At 50.4% G+C, this 16,357-nt stretch carries 13 protein-coding genes; 1 reads left to right on the top strand and 12 read right to left on the bottom strand.

The annotated features are described in order from the left end of the window. Positions 1–163 precede the first annotated feature (163 nt). Genes mcrA through mcrB form a run of 5 tightly spaced genes read right to left on the bottom strand, consistent with a single transcriptional unit; the run spans position 164 to position 5,086 of the window. Positions 164–1,876: a coenzyme-B sulfoethylthiotransferase subunit alpha gene (gene mcrA / locus MSMTP_RS00565; protein ID WP_048177090.1), complete on the bottom strand. Its 1,713-nt coding sequence runs from the start codon at positions 1,874–1,876 to the stop codon at positions 164–166. A gap of 10 nt (positions 1,877–1,886) precedes the next feature. Further along, the gene (gene mcrG, locus MSMTP_RS00560; RefSeq protein ID WP_048177089.1) at positions 1,887–2,633 is read right to left on the bottom strand and encodes a coenzyme-B sulfoethylthiotransferase subunit gamma; all 747 of its coding nucleotides are present in this window, start codon (positions 2,631–2,633) and stop codon (positions 1,887–1,889) included. Position 2,634: 1 nt separating this feature from the next. Beyond that, a complete protein-coding gene (gene mcrC / locus MSMTP_RS00555; protein WP_048177087.1) occupies positions 2,635–3,255 on the bottom strand; it encodes a methyl-coenzyme M reductase I operon protein C in 621 nt (206 codons plus the stop codon). Between the two features lie 6 nt (positions 3,256–3,261). Beyond that, a complete protein-coding gene (gene mcrD / locus MSMTP_RS00550; RefSeq protein ID WP_048177086.1) occupies positions 3,262–3,756 on the bottom strand; it encodes a methyl-coenzyme M reductase operon protein D in 495 nt (164 codons plus the stop codon). A 25-nt stretch (positions 3,757–3,781) separates the two neighbouring features. After that, positions 3,782–5,086, bottom strand: coding sequence for a coenzyme-B sulfoethylthiotransferase subunit beta (mcrB, locus tag MSMTP_RS00545; protein WP_048177084.1), 1,305 nt, complete (start codon positions 5,084–5,086; stop codon positions 3,782–3,784). Positions 5,087–5,516: 430 nt separating this feature from the next. Here mcrB and mmp10 point away from each other — a divergent pair, with 430 nt between their 5' ends. Beyond that, the gene (gene mmp10 / locus MSMTP_RS00540) at positions 5,517–6,752 is read left to right on the top strand and encodes a methyl coenzyme M reductase-arginine methyltransferase Mmp10 (protein WP_048177082.1); all 1,236 of its coding nucleotides are present in this window, start codon (positions 5,517–5,519) and stop codon (positions 6,750–6,752) included. Positions 6,753–7,155: 403 nt separating this feature from the next. Here the strand turns inward: mmp10 and MSMTP_RS00535 are convergent, their stop codons facing one another. The 7 genes from MSMTP_RS00535 to MSMTP_RS00510 form a co-directional block, all read right to left on the bottom strand. After that, complete coding sequence (locus MSMTP_RS00535; protein ID WP_048177081.1) at positions 7,156–10,596, bottom strand: DNA polymerase II large subunit; 3,441 nt, start codon at positions 10,594–10,596, stop codon at positions 7,156–7,158. A 45-nt stretch (positions 10,597–10,641) separates the two neighbouring features. Continuing rightward, positions 10,642–10,803 carry a hypothetical protein gene (locus MSMTP_RS18775; protein ID WP_156153619.1) on the bottom strand — a complete coding sequence of 54 codons (162 nt, stop codon included), beginning with the start codon at positions 10,801–10,803 and terminating at the stop codon, positions 10,642–10,644. 7 nt (positions 10,804–10,810) lie between these two features. Next, positions 10,811–11,041 carry a hypothetical protein gene (locus MSMTP_RS00530; protein ID WP_048177079.1) on the bottom strand — a complete coding sequence of 77 codons (231 nt, stop codon included), beginning with the start codon at positions 11,039–11,041 and terminating at the stop codon, positions 10,811–10,813. A gap of 53 nt (positions 11,042–11,094) precedes the next feature. Next, entirely contained in the window at positions 11,095–12,195 is a 1,101-nt protein-coding gene (locus MSMTP_RS00525) for an L-threonylcarbamoyladenylate synthase (protein ID WP_052718233.1), read from the bottom strand. Positions 12,196–12,261: 66 nt separating this feature from the next. Further along, a complete protein-coding gene (gene rbcL / locus MSMTP_RS00520; RefSeq protein ID WP_255350995.1) occupies positions 12,262–13,644 on the bottom strand; it encodes a type III ribulose-bisphosphate carboxylase in 1,383 nt (460 codons plus the stop codon). Positions 13,645–13,942: 298 nt separating this feature from the next. After that, complete coding sequence (locus tag MSMTP_RS17770) at positions 13,943–15,094, bottom strand: GTP-binding protein (protein ID WP_052718232.1); 1,152 nt, start codon at positions 15,092–15,094, stop codon at positions 13,943–13,945. A 681-nt stretch (positions 15,095–15,775) separates the two neighbouring features. Then, on the bottom strand, positions 15,776–16,165 hold the full coding sequence (locus MSMTP_RS00510; protein WP_048177075.1) for a hypothetical protein: 390 nt from the start codon (positions 16,163–16,165) through the stop codon (positions 15,776–15,778). Positions 16,166–16,357 lie beyond the last annotated feature (192 nt).

The following is a 16,357-nucleotide window of genomic DNA, read 5'->3' as shown; positions in this document are numbered from 1 at the left end:
CAGTTATTTATCTCAACTTTCCATCTCCTTCGTAATGGTTGCCAATGGAAAGAATCCTCACGATAAAAAGCTTGTAAGAATCGTACGAAAAAATGAGTGTAGAAAAAAAGAGGACAGAGTAGGCCGGAAAGGCCTACTCACGGTACTTAATCTTTTAATGAATTTACTTTGCCGGGATGATGAGAGATCTCTCACCAGCAGGCACGAATTCCCTGATTGCGCCACGGCCGAATTCCCTTCTGGGTGCAGTGAAGTCGAAGGGCAGAAGATCGTCGGCGAAGCAGACCTTGATCAGTGGGTTGACAGCGAATGCGTCTCCGCGGGTCGAGTGAGCTGCGGAAGCGATACCACCGTAGCCACCCTGGTGACCGACGTTCATGGCGTAGTTCGGGTAGTTTGGACCACGGAGTTCGCCTGGAAGACCTTCGTCACCCTGGTAGGTACAGATGTTGGTTGCACCACACTGGTCCTGCAGGTCGAAACCGAAGAATCCGAGGCGGCCCCATGCTTCCTTGTGGACGTACATGGAGAGGTACCATCCGGACAGACCGGCATTTCCGTTTCCGGTTGCAAGGGAACATGCAACACCGGATGCTGCTGCCAGCATGGTTGCTCTCTGGGATCCACCGAAGTGGTCTTCAAGGGCTGTCGGGTAGTTCTCGTAGGTCTCGATACCGTAGAGAGTGGATTCGGTTGCGATGTCCTTGACGACTTCGAGGCTGGCCTTTACGGTCGGCTTGTCCACGGCTGCTGCACCACCGTACTTGTCGTTGATGTAGTCAACGTCGTAGTAGGTGTTGTTGTCGAGGATGTCGTCAGTGTATGCTGCGGTTGCGTACTGAGTGAAACCGACACCACCGGACATGTAGGATCCGAGCCAGATCTGGTCGTAGAGCATACATCCAGCACCGACTACCTCAAGGGAGACGTGTGCAGGGTCATCTACGTCTACACGGCTGGTCTGGATGACATCTGCCATGTGACCGAAGGAAAGTCCACCGGGCTCGTTGGGTCCACGTGCACGCCTTGCGGGCAGCATTTCACCCATGGAGACAAGGGATGCGTGCTTTGCGGAGAAGGACAGGTCAGCGACGGCTGCTTCACCGGCACACATTGCGTATGCGGAGATGAAGGACATACCGATCTGCATGGCTGCCCACCTGGAGGTCTGTGCACCGTCAGTTGTCCTGGAGACAATTGTCGGGATGTGGATTGCCTGCCAGGTTGTCTTGCCGATGGAGGCCTTGATCTGTTCTGCCTGCTCTTCAGGGAACATCTTGTTGATGTTGATAACGAACTGGGAGTCGATTTCGTCAGCCAGGGCGTCGTCCCCGGTGAAGATCTTGACGTAACAGTCGTCGACAAGAGCTGGGTGGGTCTCGATCATCATTTCCTGGACAACTGCTGCACCAGGCATTGCGTGGTTCAGGGTCTCGAGGTAGTGGTTGATGGTTTCAGGAGTGACTTCCTTACCCAGCCTCTTCTCGAGGGTCTCGTGTGCCATGTCCAGACCGACAATACAGGTCCTCCTGATGTCGTCCCACATCTGCTGCATTGCAGCGTTGTTGACGTAGTGGAGGTCGTCGGGCTCTGCGACGATGTCAGTGCCTGAGAGAGTGTAGGGGGTGATTGCGCGCTGTCCGAGAGGTGCACCCATGTGCATGTTGGGGTTGTATCCTACAATGCCCCTCTTCTCGGCGATTTCCTTACCAGCTGCGATCATCTCGACCTTTCTGGGGCTCTGCTCAGGACCGAGTCTGAGGAACTTGGAGGTCTTTGCCTCAATGTCGCTCCCGCCCAACTGGTTTGTACCGTAATCCTGTGCGAACTTAACTTCCATTGACTTCTTGAATTTTGCGAAAATATCTGCTGACATCTTGTTCACCTCACTTGGGCTGGAATCCGAATGAAGTTCTCTGGTCGAACACTCTGTGGATCCACTCGATTACTTCGGCGTCGCTCCTTGCAGGAACGTTGTCGACACGGTAGATGGTGGTCCTCTTTGCGGCTTCTTCTTCGGACATTGGCTTTCCGAGGTCTACCTTCCTGTCGATGGGGATTGCGACCTGGTCCTTGTCCATGATGATGGTGCCGTTTTCAAGTCTTCTCCTGTCGAGCATGTCGAACATAACACCGTCTTCCTGAAGACGGACGGAGTGACCGTGCACTGTTGCACCGCGCATACCGGAAAGTCCGGGGCAGCTGATTTCGGTTTCCATCTGAACCTTTGCGCACTCTTCCATGTCTCTTTCACGGGCTTCGACAATCTGACGGCCGGAAAGGGTACCTGGGTCTACGCCTCTGAAGTTGATTGCTGCGAAGTAGGATCTGAAGTACGGGGTAGCCGGAGCGTTGTACATGGAGTCAGCGAACTGGACGTACCTGACCCTGTCGCCGGCCTTTGCACCAGGTGTAGCTTCTACAGCTTCACGGACCGAGCATGCAGGCTCGCCCATCTCTGCGAGTGGTGGGTGGGTGCTGGGGTAGTCGCTTCCCGGGGCACGGTGTCCAAGAACTGCGGTTAAGTCTTCGTCGGAGATTTCCCTGATTTTCTCAAGGTCTCCAGACATGTGCTTTCTTCTGTTAGCGCCAACTGAGGTTGCGCCTGGATAGAACTGTGGTTCATATGCCATCTTATGCAACTCCTTTATGATCTTCTAATTGGTCTAATGTCGATTTCACGTCTTTCACGATTAAGTTTAGTTTATCCCTGGGACAGGAGTCTCCACGTGTTACTCCGTTTACCATATCCATCACAATTCCCTTTGTCTGGATATTTTCGTCCTTTGGCATCACTAATCTCGTTTTCACTCCTGCTTCTGCAAAATCTTCGAAATCTACCGGGATCTGGCTGACAATGATTGCCGGGATGTTTGCCTGACTCAGGATTTCCCTGGCCTTCCTTACCACGTGGTCCCTTATGTTTCCAAGGTGAATGACGGCCAACTTGTGCATCTCGATCTGTGCCTTTTCCATCGGGCTCATAACGAAAGATCCCGTCCTCAAACCCGAGTCCGGAATCCCCGTACCCGAATAGAGCACGAGAACACTTACCTGGATATTTTCCTTCCGCATTCCGTATGTAATTTCACAGACCGGTTTTGTAATATGTCTCTGCCCGGGACTCATCGCAATGGCGACCACATCGGAACGGCCGGCTTCCGAGAGGGTCCCTCGCTGGGCAAGCCCACCTCCTTTTCCAAGTCCCATTCCGCAGCGGCAGTCAACTACCTGCGTTTCCCGGTCAAACATCATACAAATTCACTCTTCTTCCTTCTTCTCTATGAAGACGAGGTTGTCTTCATGTTTGGCTTTTGGATCAACCATGCCAAGCAAAGTAGGGTCTGCGTCAGAACCAAGTTTGGCGTAGTCACTTACCGTTGCCTTCCGTCTCATGAAATTTCCTTCCCTGAACTCGAAGGGGAACGATAAAACCTTATCACATACTTCCCGGACCTTTTCCTTGGCTTCGGGGCTTGCAAGTTCCATCTGAATCCTGCCCACACTGACCTTCATCTCAATTAACTGGTCCCCAATCTGAATAGGTTTCCTGAGAGGATGTTCCACCTTTTCCCCGGTACCCGGGCCGGATGAGACCTTTTCAGGCAACCTCTGGCCCTGGACTATAACGCGGATTACCCCATCCACTTTATACAGCTCGGCCAGGAGGACCTGAGCTGTTTCGGGGGACAGGATTCTTCGGGGGAAGATTTCTATTTGAATAAGATTTTCCGTGTTTGAAGCAGAGTCTGACATTGTTAGACCTTTTGACTTAATTTGTTTAGAGCGCTCCTGCTACTGCCTTAATAGGCTCGCTGAATTCCCCGATCGTTCCGAACACGTTTCCGATGAGGCCGGATGTTGCTTCGATTGTGAACATCTGGGTACCTGCATCGAGGGCTACTGCGGCACATACACATGGAATTGCAAAGCCTCTGGAGTGCCTGGTTACGACGTGGTTACCGTTGAATACACCCGGTCCGCCGCCGCCGTAGATGGAGTGGCTGAAGAAGGAGAAACCAACAGCTACACCCTGTACTTTACCGTAGTCACAGCCTGGAAGACCAGTCTCTTTCTCGAGCATGTCGTTGAAGTACAGAAGTGTGGAGGATACGTTCTGGGCTGCACGGCCTGCACCACAGTTCACGAGAGTGGCTGCAAGGGTACCTGCTGCGGCATATGCGTTCCACATTGGGACGTCGTTTGCCTTGTAGAAGTTGTATCCGGAAGGTGCGGTCTTGTCAACGGAAATGACGCCGTCTTCGATTGCCCTGCCTACGATGGACTGGAGCACAGTACCGATGGTACCGTCCTTGCCGTTTTCCTTTACGGTTTCGTAGACGATGTTGTTGGCGTTGAGACCCTGGCATGCAAGACCGAGGAGCTGCTGCCTCTCGAACATACCGACTGCGCCGCCCATCTCGAAGATACCGCTCTGTTCGTAGATTGAGGAAAGGGCTGCGGCGTTCATTGCAGACCTGTTGGTGATGGCTGCAACGTGGTTTGCCATAATGTTCCTCAGGGAGAAGCCGAGACCTTCGTTGTTCTGGGGGATGTTGAGGATACCTGCAACGCTTCCGCCCATGAGGTCCATGGTCTGTGGGTAGCTGCCCCAGATTGCGGACTTGACGATCATGGCGTCATACATGTCGGTTCCGAACATGTCAATGAGGGTCTGGGTGACTGCTGCTGCACCGACGGTGGTGGAAGACATGTAGTCTGCACCGGAAAGAATCCTTGATGTGGGGGACTGAATCCGCAGGTTCTTTCCGCCGTTGAGGACCGTCACGTTGGTGTCGTCGCCTTCATCGACCTGCACTAAAGCCTTAACCTTTTCTGCAATTTCGTCAGCACGGCCTACGATATCGTAGTCAAGTTCACGTCCAAGGATCTGGCGTCCCTTTCCACCCATCTTGCCTGTTGCAAGGGCGTTCTGGATGCCGCCGAGGTTTACCGCAACGGACCTCTTGGTGTCCATGATGATTTTTTGAATTGCTGCGTTTCTGGTTGGAGCAAGAGACATAATGTCGACATTGCTCTCAAGCAGTTTTCCTCTGTCGTCGTAGATGTCTACTGTGTCAGACACGTTTAATTTCCTCCTTAAGTTATTAAAAATCATTTTTGGGACTGGTCACATTCCACGAGAGTGTTAAATTTACTCTTACAGATCAAGTACCGCTTCGTTTTTAAGTGTCCACTTTCCCAATGAACTTTCATTCGCTGAGAAGGTACTTAAATCTTTTGTGTTCTTGGAAGGGGGCATCCGTCCATTTTTTTAAAATTGTTTTTATAAAGAAAAAAACTATTTTTAGGGTTTTATATAAAAAAACAGCATCAATAGATAACGATCGTTTCAACAGCTTCTAAAACTCTTCGAGATATAGAAAGATACTTTATAAATTATAAGAGCCAAAGAGAGAGATTTCTTAATTATTTTTTTTATAAAGTCATGGCCATCTAAAACAGAACAAAACCATAAAGATTTAGTAATATCCCTTCAAATACGAAAGCTTAATATGGAAGTTGTTGTCGACGTAGGCGGGAACCCTGGAATTGACTGCAGGGGCTTTTGTAGGTACTGTTATTTCAAAAAAGTTAAAGAAGTGCCCCCCCTGGGCTGCAAGCATTGCCTGCCTTTCAAAAAAGGGTGTGATTACTGCACCCGCGGGGTAAAAGAATCATATTCTGGCTTCAAACCCCTCCAGATGGTCCTTGAAGACACCGCCCAGAAACTCTGTTTCGCAAATGAGGAAGTGAAAAAATTCACCATCAGCGGAGGTGGGGATGTTAGCTGCTACCCCGAACTTAAAAACCTCGTAGCTTTCCTATCCCAGTTCAAAACTCCTATTCATCTCGGATATACCAGCGGAAAAGGCTTTAGCAAGCCTGACGACGCCCTATTCTATATCGACCGCGGGGTAAGTGAAGTGAGTTTCACCGTGTTTGCAACAGATCCGGCTCTGCGCGGTGAATACATGAAGGACCCGGAGCCTGAAGCCTCCCTTCAGGTCCTCAAAGATTTCTGTGCCCACTGTGAGGTCTATGGAGCAATCGTGCCCATCCCCGGAGTAAACGACGGGATAGTCCTTGAAAAGACCCTTTCTGACCTGGAAACCATGGGAGCTAAAGGAGCCATCCTGATGCGTTTTGCAAACAGCAGGGAAAACGGGCTGATCCTGAACAACGCCCCGATCATGCCGGGAGTAACTCCGCACACCGTGGACGAATTTACCGAACTTGTACGCAGTTCCGCAGCAAAGCATCCCTCCATCCGGATCACCGGCACTCCCCTGGAAGACCCCCTTATCGGCTCTCCCTTTGCCATCCGAAACGTGCCTGAAGCCCTTGAGAAACTGCCCCCCATTACCAGAAGCGCCACTGTAATTACGAGCCGGGTTGCAGCCCCCAGGCTAAAGGAAATCTTCGATTCCCTTGGAGGAAAAGTAAACGTCGTTCCCCTGGAAAAAGACGTGGGCTGCCTCATCACCATCGAAGACTTCGGAAACCTGGACCTCTCGGAAGTAAAAGAAACCGTTTTCTTACCCGGGAGAGCCTTTGTCCACGACAGGGAAGTAAAAGAAACCCTTACCCGGGACGGTGTGGACAGGATTGTTCGCAGAGGCCCCGAATGCCTTTCCGTGGACGGGGAAATGTCCATAGGAATGAGCCGCGAAGAGGTCTTGAAACTGGAAATCGAGAATTTTACGGAATTAATCGAGCAAATAAACTCCCTGGGGCTGCCTGTGGAATAAAACCATCTGCCCCTAATTTACTTTCTGACCGTTTTTTCCCGGCAGATTCACTTTTTCAACTTTATCTCCGGGCAGATTCTCTTTTTACCCTTCTTCCCAACAGCTTTGCTTTTTCAAGCTTTATCGGCACATGGGTCCAAAATCCGGGCTGCAAGAAAAACATAAAAATAATAAAAATGAAGTAGAAAATATAAAAAATACAAGCGATCCTATATAAATAATGTGCATATTATATAAATTACCCATAAATAGATAGAATGTATACATTATTGTATAGAAAATATTTTCGGCTTTCAGGATTCGGATAAGACAGTTCAGAGAAATTAGCTCACGTTTCCTGTTCAATCCGACTATTGGTTCAATTCACAATTCCCGGATCAATTCACATTCCGTGTACCTTTCTTTAATGTCCGGGCCCGGACATGAAATCCGAAAGCCCCATCTGTTTTATTTTATGGTTTTCAAAGAGGGAGTGTATATCATAGTCAAGGAGTTCAATCCTCTGCCGGGTATAGGCCGAAACCCCGTACTTTTCCGCCACTTCCTTCGAGACTTCCAGGTACTTTTTGACTGACCCTTCATGCACCGTCAGGATCACGTTCCCTCCGCACTTCGGACAGGCTCCGGAAAGAGGAGGCCTCCGGAACTTTTCCCCGCATTTGATACAGCGCGTCTTCTGGCGGGAAAAGGAACGCAGGTTCCCGATGAGGTCCGGAAGGAAATGGGACTTCAGCACCCTTTCAGCCACATCAGGAGCATCAACCGCCCTTATACGCTCGGCAAGAGAGAGCTGAGCTTCCATTTTTTCAATCATGCTGCCAAGGGTCTTGTAAGAAGATTTAAGGGGCCCTGCAGCAATATCCGTGGTATCGTGGGTGAACATGAAATGTTCATACTGCTCAGGGGTCCCCAGCCGCCCGCTTACCAGGTCCATCAGGTCTTCGAGTTCCGTCGGGTTTTTGATCTCTTCCGTAGCCCTGTAAAACTCCAGGGGATAGCGGGCAGGGACATCGATGTTATGGGCTTCCTTGTCCACTTCTTTGGGGTCGATCCGGGTGGTGAGCACAAGGGGAGCATCCATTTTCCCTCCCCTCTTTTCAGGAAGATAAGAACGGGAGAAGTTCAGAATCCCGTCCATAAGCATCATCACACAGTCCTCGTCCCCGTCGCAGTTCCGCCGCTTCGAAGCATGGAAAAACGGATGAGCATACCCTACCGAAGCCTTCGTAAACCCGACCAGCCTTCCAAGAACCCCTGCCGAGGTGTGGGGAGCAAGACCCATCAAAAGGGCCCCTACAAGGTCGTAGATAGTTTCCGCATTGTAGTAAGGTTCTACATTATAATACTTCACGAGTAGTTCGTCCACATACTGAGCTATGCGCAGAAGGTACTCAGCCCCGTCATAGGAGACCACCAGATCCTGGACCTTCAGGCAGACCACCTGGTCATTCCTTTCAAGAGGTTTCCCGTAAATATCTTCCCTGTACCCGAGTTCCCGGAGTTTAGCTGCCGTAATCCCGAGTTCATCGGCCCGGATATGGGTCAGGGGGATATCGGACATATCGTAGCGAATGGTTCCGTCCTTGAAAGTAAAAACCTCATGTTTGGCCCTCAAAATTCCTTTTTCCAGGGGTTCCGGGGTCATCTGCCCGTTCATGAGCCTTTTTACCCCTTTGATCATGTCCAGCTTTTCCCGTTCCCCGAGCTTCTCAAAAGCCTGTTTGTACAGGCTGCGAAAATCCAGTTTCACATTTGCAACGGAGCTTGACTTTCTTCCGCACTTTGGGCAGGTCTCCGCACCCCGCACATCGATCTTGCAGCGCGGGCAAAGAAGCCTGGGCAGGGTGTATTCCCCGCATTCACAGCGCCAGAAATACGTCTCCTTCTTGCAGGCAGGACATTCCCGAATCCCCATTTCGACCTCGATTTCTCCGATCTTCCCGTTCATTGAAGTCATGTAATCAGCTGCCGCCACCAGGTTACGGGTAGTTCCTCCCGTATTGCCCAGCGGGAAGAGGACCTGAGCTGCCGGGGACATCTTGCGCAGGTTTGATTTTTCGGGTCTCCCCATCCGCGCCCCTATCCTTGAAGGAGCCCGGGGATAGACCTTAAAACCACTCAGGACGTTTACAGCTTCCACCATATCATCCTTGTCGGGCATGGAAGCTTTTTCATTCAGGGCAGAGTCAAGCCCCAGGCAGAAAATAAACGGAAGGGCTTCTCCAATCAGGATATTCCCGGCTGCCACCTTGTGGAGCACCAGGAGTTTTTCAAGCACGGGTTTGATTCCTTCATCCCATGCCGCATCCAGAGGAAGCTTCAATATATCCTCATCAGCCAGATAATTCCCCTTAAGGGTCACAAAGTTCCGGAGAGCCTCGAATTCCCGCCGTGAAACGTCATGCCAGAGATAGGTGAATTTCGGATGTAAGGGGACCTTGAATTCTTCCGCAAGCCGCAGCGCCAGGGCTACAGAGGGATTTTTCAGTTCATCCTCAGGGATTTTTTCAGGGCAGTTCGCTTCATAATCGTAGTGCCACCACTCAAAAACATAAGGTGAAGGCATTAGAGGGTGGTTGTTCTCCAGGAAGTCCCCATAATTTATCAGGATTTCCCCGATGTCCACAAGCGCCTCGACCTCAGGGCGCAGGGCATAAGCAATCTCCATATTATCTATACGGATAAGGTCGCCCGAGCGAAGGCGGACCGTTGGGCCTTCAATGGAGTCCACGGCAGACATTGCTGCGGCTTTCCCGGGGCGTTCAACCTTAAGCTGGGTCCCGTTGCTGACAAAGTCGTCAAGCAGGACCATGGAAGCAGGGTTGATCCCGGCTGCGGCAAAGGAAGTGTTCCTCGACCTGCCGTAGCGCAGCCTGAAACCTCCGGGCCGGGAAGGATGGGAAAAGACCGGCCTGCCTGCGATCAGGTCCCGGATATACTTGTCCTTGGGTTTGATGACGGGTTTTTCTTCCGCCTGATCATCCCCACCGCTTTTTGCACCCCCAATCAGCGTGTCCAGCCAATCCCAGCCGTCCATCTTCAGCTTGTTCACATGCTTCTTGACCTTCGGGGCTTTCAGGGCAAGCCCTTCGGCCAGCACCAGGCACATCCCACCCCTAACGCGGTTGGTCCCGATCCTTTCAAGGTTCCTGTGCCCTTCTACCTCAGCCTCTTCGGTGGGGTCTCCGTCAATGCAGACCGGACAGTTCTGGACAATCATCCGGATCTCGTCTTCCGACGGAGTGTACTGAAGACTTGCAACCCGCTTGTAGATCAGGATTTCTTCCACATAGCGTTCAACCTCTTCGGGCCTGGGCTTGTACCTGTCAACCCCTATCCCACGCCGCACGTAATCCCCCACAAGCACCGAAAGGGCCTGGGCTGTCCCCCCCGCACTCCGGATAGGCCCCGAGTAAAAGATCTGGATATACTCGGAACCATCATCGTTTTTCCCGAGCTCTACCTTATCAATACCCTCAATAGGGGCTGCAACCACCCCTTCGGTCAGGGTTGCCATCGAAACCCGGATTGCAGCTTCCACAGCGTCCTTTTTGCTAGGAAAATCCCCTACAACCCCTTCAGCAACCTGTTTTCCGATCTCAAGGGCAACTTCTTCCCTGGACATCTCTTCTTCAAGCTCTCTTAGCTTTGCCGCAACCCCGACTACCCCTATCAGGTTTTCCACCCTGTCAGCCAGGTCTTTGGCGAGGGGAATTTCAACCTCGGGTTTCGGGTCTCCTCCCCTGGCCCGGGCTCTGTTTGCGAGCTCGATAGCCTCTTTGAGTCTGGCCTCAAGCTCATTGAAATACTCATGCATTTCTTCGCTTGCGATTGTTTCACCCATGGGAAGCAGCCTCTTTTCCAGAAAAACAGCAGATGTATCTTATTTTCAATAGTTTACCACTTTAGCCGTCACTTTAACTTCAGTAACCTTAACTCCGGCCACTTTAACTTCAGTAACCTTAACTCCGGTCACTTTAACTTCAGTAACCTTAACTCCGGTCACTTTAACTTCAGTAACTCTAGCTTCAGTAACCTTAGCTTCACACACTTTACTTTCATTTAAGCCTGCGCCTGGACTTTGAAGCGATGATACTTGATACTGCAGTAACAAAGAAGACAAAAATCCCGGCCCAGAGGATGTACCTCCCTATCTCGATGCCCAAAGCAGTAAGCAATAACCCGAGAGCCAGTATACCCAGGTTAATCCTGTTCATCTTTTTGTTTTTTTCCAGGACCTGTTTGTATGCCATTTCCTTTTCCAGAATTTCCTTTTTCTCCGCTTTCAAAGACCTATCCTCCTCAAATGTTCTCTTTCCGGGAAAGCCTCAGACCTCAGACCTCAGACCTCAAACTTGGTGGAAGCAGCCTCTTTCAGCCGGTTCAGGAGTGCGAGTCCAAGTCCCGTATTACTAAAAGAACCGTCAGCCAGGATCACATCAAAGCCTTTCAAGTCAAGAATCCTGAGCCCTTCAAAAAGTCTTCGGGCAACCGTATCTGGCTCTTCCCGTCCTCCCAGCAAAAACCACTCTTCCGAATCTTCTGAACGCAGCCCTTTCGAATTCAGGAAACTTGCACTTTCCTCACTCAGCAGGAACCCGACCTTCAGCCCGTCCTTCTGGAAAATACCTGCGAGTTCCCCGATTTTTTCAGAAACCTGATCCCCTTCCCCTTCTACAAGCACGACCGCAGTATCCGGAGTGTAATGCCCGTACTTTTGCCCGGCTCGTTTTTCGGATGAAATCTCTCCTGCCGCTTCATTTGCGTTCTCGTATCCGAGCCTGACCTCTCCAATGATTTCTTCAAGGGCTTCGAGCCCGATTGCCCCGGGCCGAAGGACAACAGGAGGTTCGGCAGTCAGATCCACAACCGTAGACTCAACCCCGATCGTAACAGCGCCCCCGTCAAGCACCGCATCGATCCTCCCCTCGAGGTCGGCAAGCACATGGGCCGCCGAACTGGGGCTGGGCCTTCCCGAAAGGTTGGCACTGGGGGCTGCAAGGGGTCTTCCGGCCCTTTTCACAAGTTCCAGGGGAATCCTGTGGTCAGGCATCCGGACCCCGACAGACGGGAGGTTCCCGGAGGTAATTGCGGGAACTGAATCACTTTTTTCCAGCACGAGAGTGAGGGGGCCCGGCCAGAAGGCATCCATAAGCTTGAAAGCGTTTTCCGGGACGTCCCTCACAATTTGTTGGAGGTCTTCCCTGGAATGGATCAGCAGGCTAAGGGGGTTTCCCGGAGGCCTCTGTTTCGCCTCGAAAATCTTCCGGACAGCTTCCGGGAGGAGCCCGTCCGCTCCGAGCCCGTAGACGGTTTCCGTGGGAAAGGCTACGGTCCCGCCTTTCCTTATAAGCTCCGCCGCCTCTTCGAGCACGGCATCAAAATTTTCGTCCGAAACCCGGAAAACCCGGGTCTTTATTCCACTTCCGTTTTCAGCCTGCACAGACGCAAAACCCCGCTCAGGTATTTTGTTTATATTTTTCAGAGAATTTCATGCTCGTTTTTATTTTCAGGCCCATTTTTCAAGGGCAGCCCCGAGTTCTTTCCGGTCCTTCGCATATTCTTCCAGGGTGAAACCTTCCATGCTGGCTTCAAGCGCCTGCCTGCAGGCAGTTGCTCCAGGTGCAGTTCCCATAGGATGGGCATGGATTCCGCCGCCAAACTGCATGATAACGTCTTTTCCGAAGATGGAGTAGAGGTCCGGGATCATGGTTGGGGCAAGCCCTCCCGAGGCTACCGGGAACATAGGTTTGATTCCTTCCCAGTCCTGGGCAAGGACACTCTGTCCGGGATCTGCGAGCACGGTCTCGAGTACACACTCGTCCCTAATCGAAAGGACTTCGTCTTTATCCCCGTGCATCTTCCCGACGACAGTACCTATATGGAGCTGGTCAAGCCCGATCAGCCGACAGAGTTTAGCTACTAGCAACATGCTGACCCCGTGCCTGGGGTTCCTTGTGAATGCCGAGTGCATGCAGCGGTGGGCGTGGAGCGCCAGGCCTTCGTCTTCAGCTGCTTCCCGGAGAGTCTGGAGGGCTGTCCAGCCCGTGGGCACGATGTCGATCATGGCGTAACTTGCTCCGAGGTCTTTTAGCACATGCAGGCGCCGGATCATTTCTTCACAGGTAGGAGCCGTGATGTTGCACAGGTACATCTTCCGTTCCCCGGTCTCGACTTCCGCCTTTTCCGCAAGTTTCAGGGTGAGTTCGGCCCTCTTTTCAAACCTATTGAACTTCTGGTCGGTAAGGTTCTCGTCATCCTTTACAAGGTCACAGCCCCCTGCAAAAGCATTGTATGCCACTTCCGCATGCATTTCCGAGGTCAGGCCTACTTTCGGCTTGACGATTGTCCCGATCAGGGGCCTATTTTTAATCCCTACGATATCCCGGATCCCGGAAAGCCCGAAGTTCGGCCCCTTGAACTCCCGGAGCATGGATTTCGGGAAGCTGATATCCTGCAGGCGCAGGTTATCCACAATCTTCATGCTGAAAATGTTGCCTGCCACCGCACTAAGAACCTGGGGGACGGACCCGAGTTCAAAGAGCTCTTCAGAATAAGCCACTCGAACCGATTTTGTCCCCTCGTCCAGATAAAAGACATGGGGTTTCAGTTTTGCCGCAAGCTCGGGGCTCAGGGTAGAAATTTCAGTCCAGGAATCGATGGAACTTTCCCCCGCCATATGGGTGGAAGCTTCCTCAAAACTTACTCCTGCTGCCGGTTCAATGTGGAATTCACAGATCAGATCTGTGTCTTTCGGGCTGTAGCCCGGGTCTACGTAGTCCCTGCGCATTATTTTATCTCCTTGTTTGTATAGAGTTAATTCTTCTCCTATATGATAAAAATGAAGTTCTGATTGAAGGAAGTATCTGAACGTAAATAAAAATTTGTTCATTTGAAAGCTTTGGAGGCAGGGTAACAGCACAAGGATAAAGAAAAAGAAGAAAAGAAAAAGGAAAAGAGCAGGAAAGAGAAGAAAAACGGAATGAAAAGAAGAGAGAAGGAGTGAAAAGAGGAAAAAAGGAATAAAAAGAGAAGATGAGGGGTTAAAAGAAAATAGGAGGAGTGAAAAGAGAAGATAAGGAATGAAGAGGGGAGAAAAGAGGAGAAAAGGAATGAAAAGAGAAGAGACGGAATGAAGAGAGGGAAAGAAGGGGGAAGACTGTTGCCCCAATTATGAAAAGTTACCATTTTCAATGTTCGTGAGAACTGGCAGTTGCCTGCCAGACCTTTTTGATTTCAATCTGCCCCTCTTCAAGCTGTTCGGCTACAGCTTCATTAATGACTTCACTCAGCGCTTTCTGGGACACATCCGTAACAGCGGAAAATACCTTAATTTTCAAGCCTGTATCACTTCCCTTTTTGAAAATCTCGATTTCAGGGCTTGAGGCAGCAGAAGTCACACTGCCCCGGACAAGGGTGCCCCGGTGACTGAAGGAAAGCTTTATGTGTCCCGTGAAGTCGGGATTCAGGTCCCTGGCCCTGCCCCTTATACTTTCCAAAACCTGCCTGGAAACGAGTACCGCATCATCGAGGGTCATGCTGTCGGAAAAAACTTCAAACTCCGAGGAATACGCCGAGACTCCGGACATTTCAACCGAGTTTTTCCCTTCCAGGGGCATTTTTTTGGCTACTGGGACCCTGCCAGCTACTGGAATCCTGTCATATGCAGGCATTCTTTCTACTGTAGAGATTTCCACTTTACTGCTTTTGTTACTTTTGATGATTGTGGTATTTTTGATGCTTTTGATATTTCCTTCAAGCAGTATTTCCATAAGCTCTTCGAGCTTCCCGCCTTCCCTGGCAGAAAAATGAATTATCCGGGCTTTCGGGTTCATTTCACGCAGGAAAACACAGATCTCCAGAAGGCGCACCCGGTCTATAAGGTCGACCTTGTTGATGCAGAGTACTTCTGCGTCCTCGATCTGATATTTAATGAAATTCTGGAGACCTTCTTCAGGCTTAAACCGGCTTGCATCAAGGAGGTTCACTATGGGAGCCATGGAAATCCCCGGGATATTCATGGCTGAAATGTTGTCTTTTATCTGTTTAGGGAAAGCAATTCCCGTGGGCTCGACAATCACTGTTTCAGGGTGGTAGTCTTGCATCAGGGCTCTCAGGGTTTGTTCCAAGCTGATCCTAAGAGTGCAACAAATGCATCCACTGGTAATTTCCCGGGTCTCTACCCCACCGGTAGAAACCGTATCCCCGTCAATCCCGATTTCCCCGATTTCATTCACGATTACCGCCGTTTTTTCACCCGTTCTTCCCAGAGTCTCCACAAGTTTCCTGATAGTTGTGGTTTTTCCGCTTCCAAGGAAGCCTCCCAGTATTATACATCTCATATCCTCACAACCCTTTTCCTCGTTTCCTCGTTATACGCATAATACAGATTCATAAAATAGTAATTGATGTTGATAATCAGGACTCCACATGCAGTATATATTATAGCAGCATATCTAGCAACATACTATAGAGTGGAAATGCAAACCTCTGCAAAAATTCAGAAGATGGAGGGGGACCGCTTTCAAACCCGTAAAAATGGCAAATAAGGGTTTGAAAGGCACCACTCCCGGATTTAGGAGACCGATTTCCCCCCAGGGATTGGAGGTTACTGGGGCGAGGCATCGAATCCTTTATTTCGTTCCTGGATTTCATTCATTGCTTACTGATCCCTTTTTCCCGAACCCTGCCGTAAAAACCCGCTAAAATGGCAAATGCGGACTTTCTGGAGGTATCCGCCCGGGAATTTTCTTTCTGGAATACAAATCCCATGTTTCCCCATGCACTGGAAAACAAATGTTAGTGTGCAGGGAAAAGGCATTGGGCATTGAAGGTCTGCTTTGGGGGATACATGTGATAACAGTACCCTGAGAGAGGAGAAAGGTACTGTCATCAGTTTTATTTAGTTTATTGGAAATTTGTCAGTATGCCTGCACCGATCTGAAATCGCTGCTGACGGTTTTGACTGCGGGAGTTTCCGGTTTGGGCAGGCAGATGACTCAGGGAAGTCTCAGATAACTGAATCAAAATTCACTGATAATTTTCCTGAGCAGCGTCTGCAGATGCAATAACCCGGAAACCAGCCTTTTCAAGGAGATTTTCTTTTCCGTATCGTTTTCACACACTTCTGCGAGAGCGGAATAAGTCATTCCCGCCGGGAAAGACAGCTCCCCGGCTTTCGACGAACTGTCCGTTTGCAGGAATCCGGGTCTTCCCGTAATCGAGGAACATACCGTTTTCAGAGGGCTTCCACAGATTTCATACCTCGGTAGACAAAACTCAAGAACCGAGTACCTGAAAGAAGCCACACTTGAAGAGCAGTTGAAACCGTGGTCATATACCCCGAAAATGTTCATCGAAACCGTTGTCGAGACCTTGTTTATTCCGGTTCCGGACTTTCCTGAAGTTTTCATTCATTTCTACCTCTCAACACCAATATATTATGATAAGGCTCTCCGCTGACGTATAGGGCAATGGCACCCAAGTGATCGTTTTGAAGGTTCGTTTTGAAGGTTTGTTTTGAAGGTTCGTTTTGTGAGTCGTTTTGCAGGGGTTGCCAGCACATCCTGGAAATTTTTCCTGAAAGGAAGTTCCCTTGCAGGCCA

Origin of the sequence: Methanosarcina sp. MTP4 (assembly GCF_000970045.1) — an archaeon.
In the GTDB taxonomy this organism is placed as follows: domain Archaea; phylum Halobacteriota; class Methanosarcinia; order Methanosarcinales; family Methanosarcinaceae; genus MTP4.
This window is presented reverse-complemented; position numbering and strand designations above follow the sequence as displayed.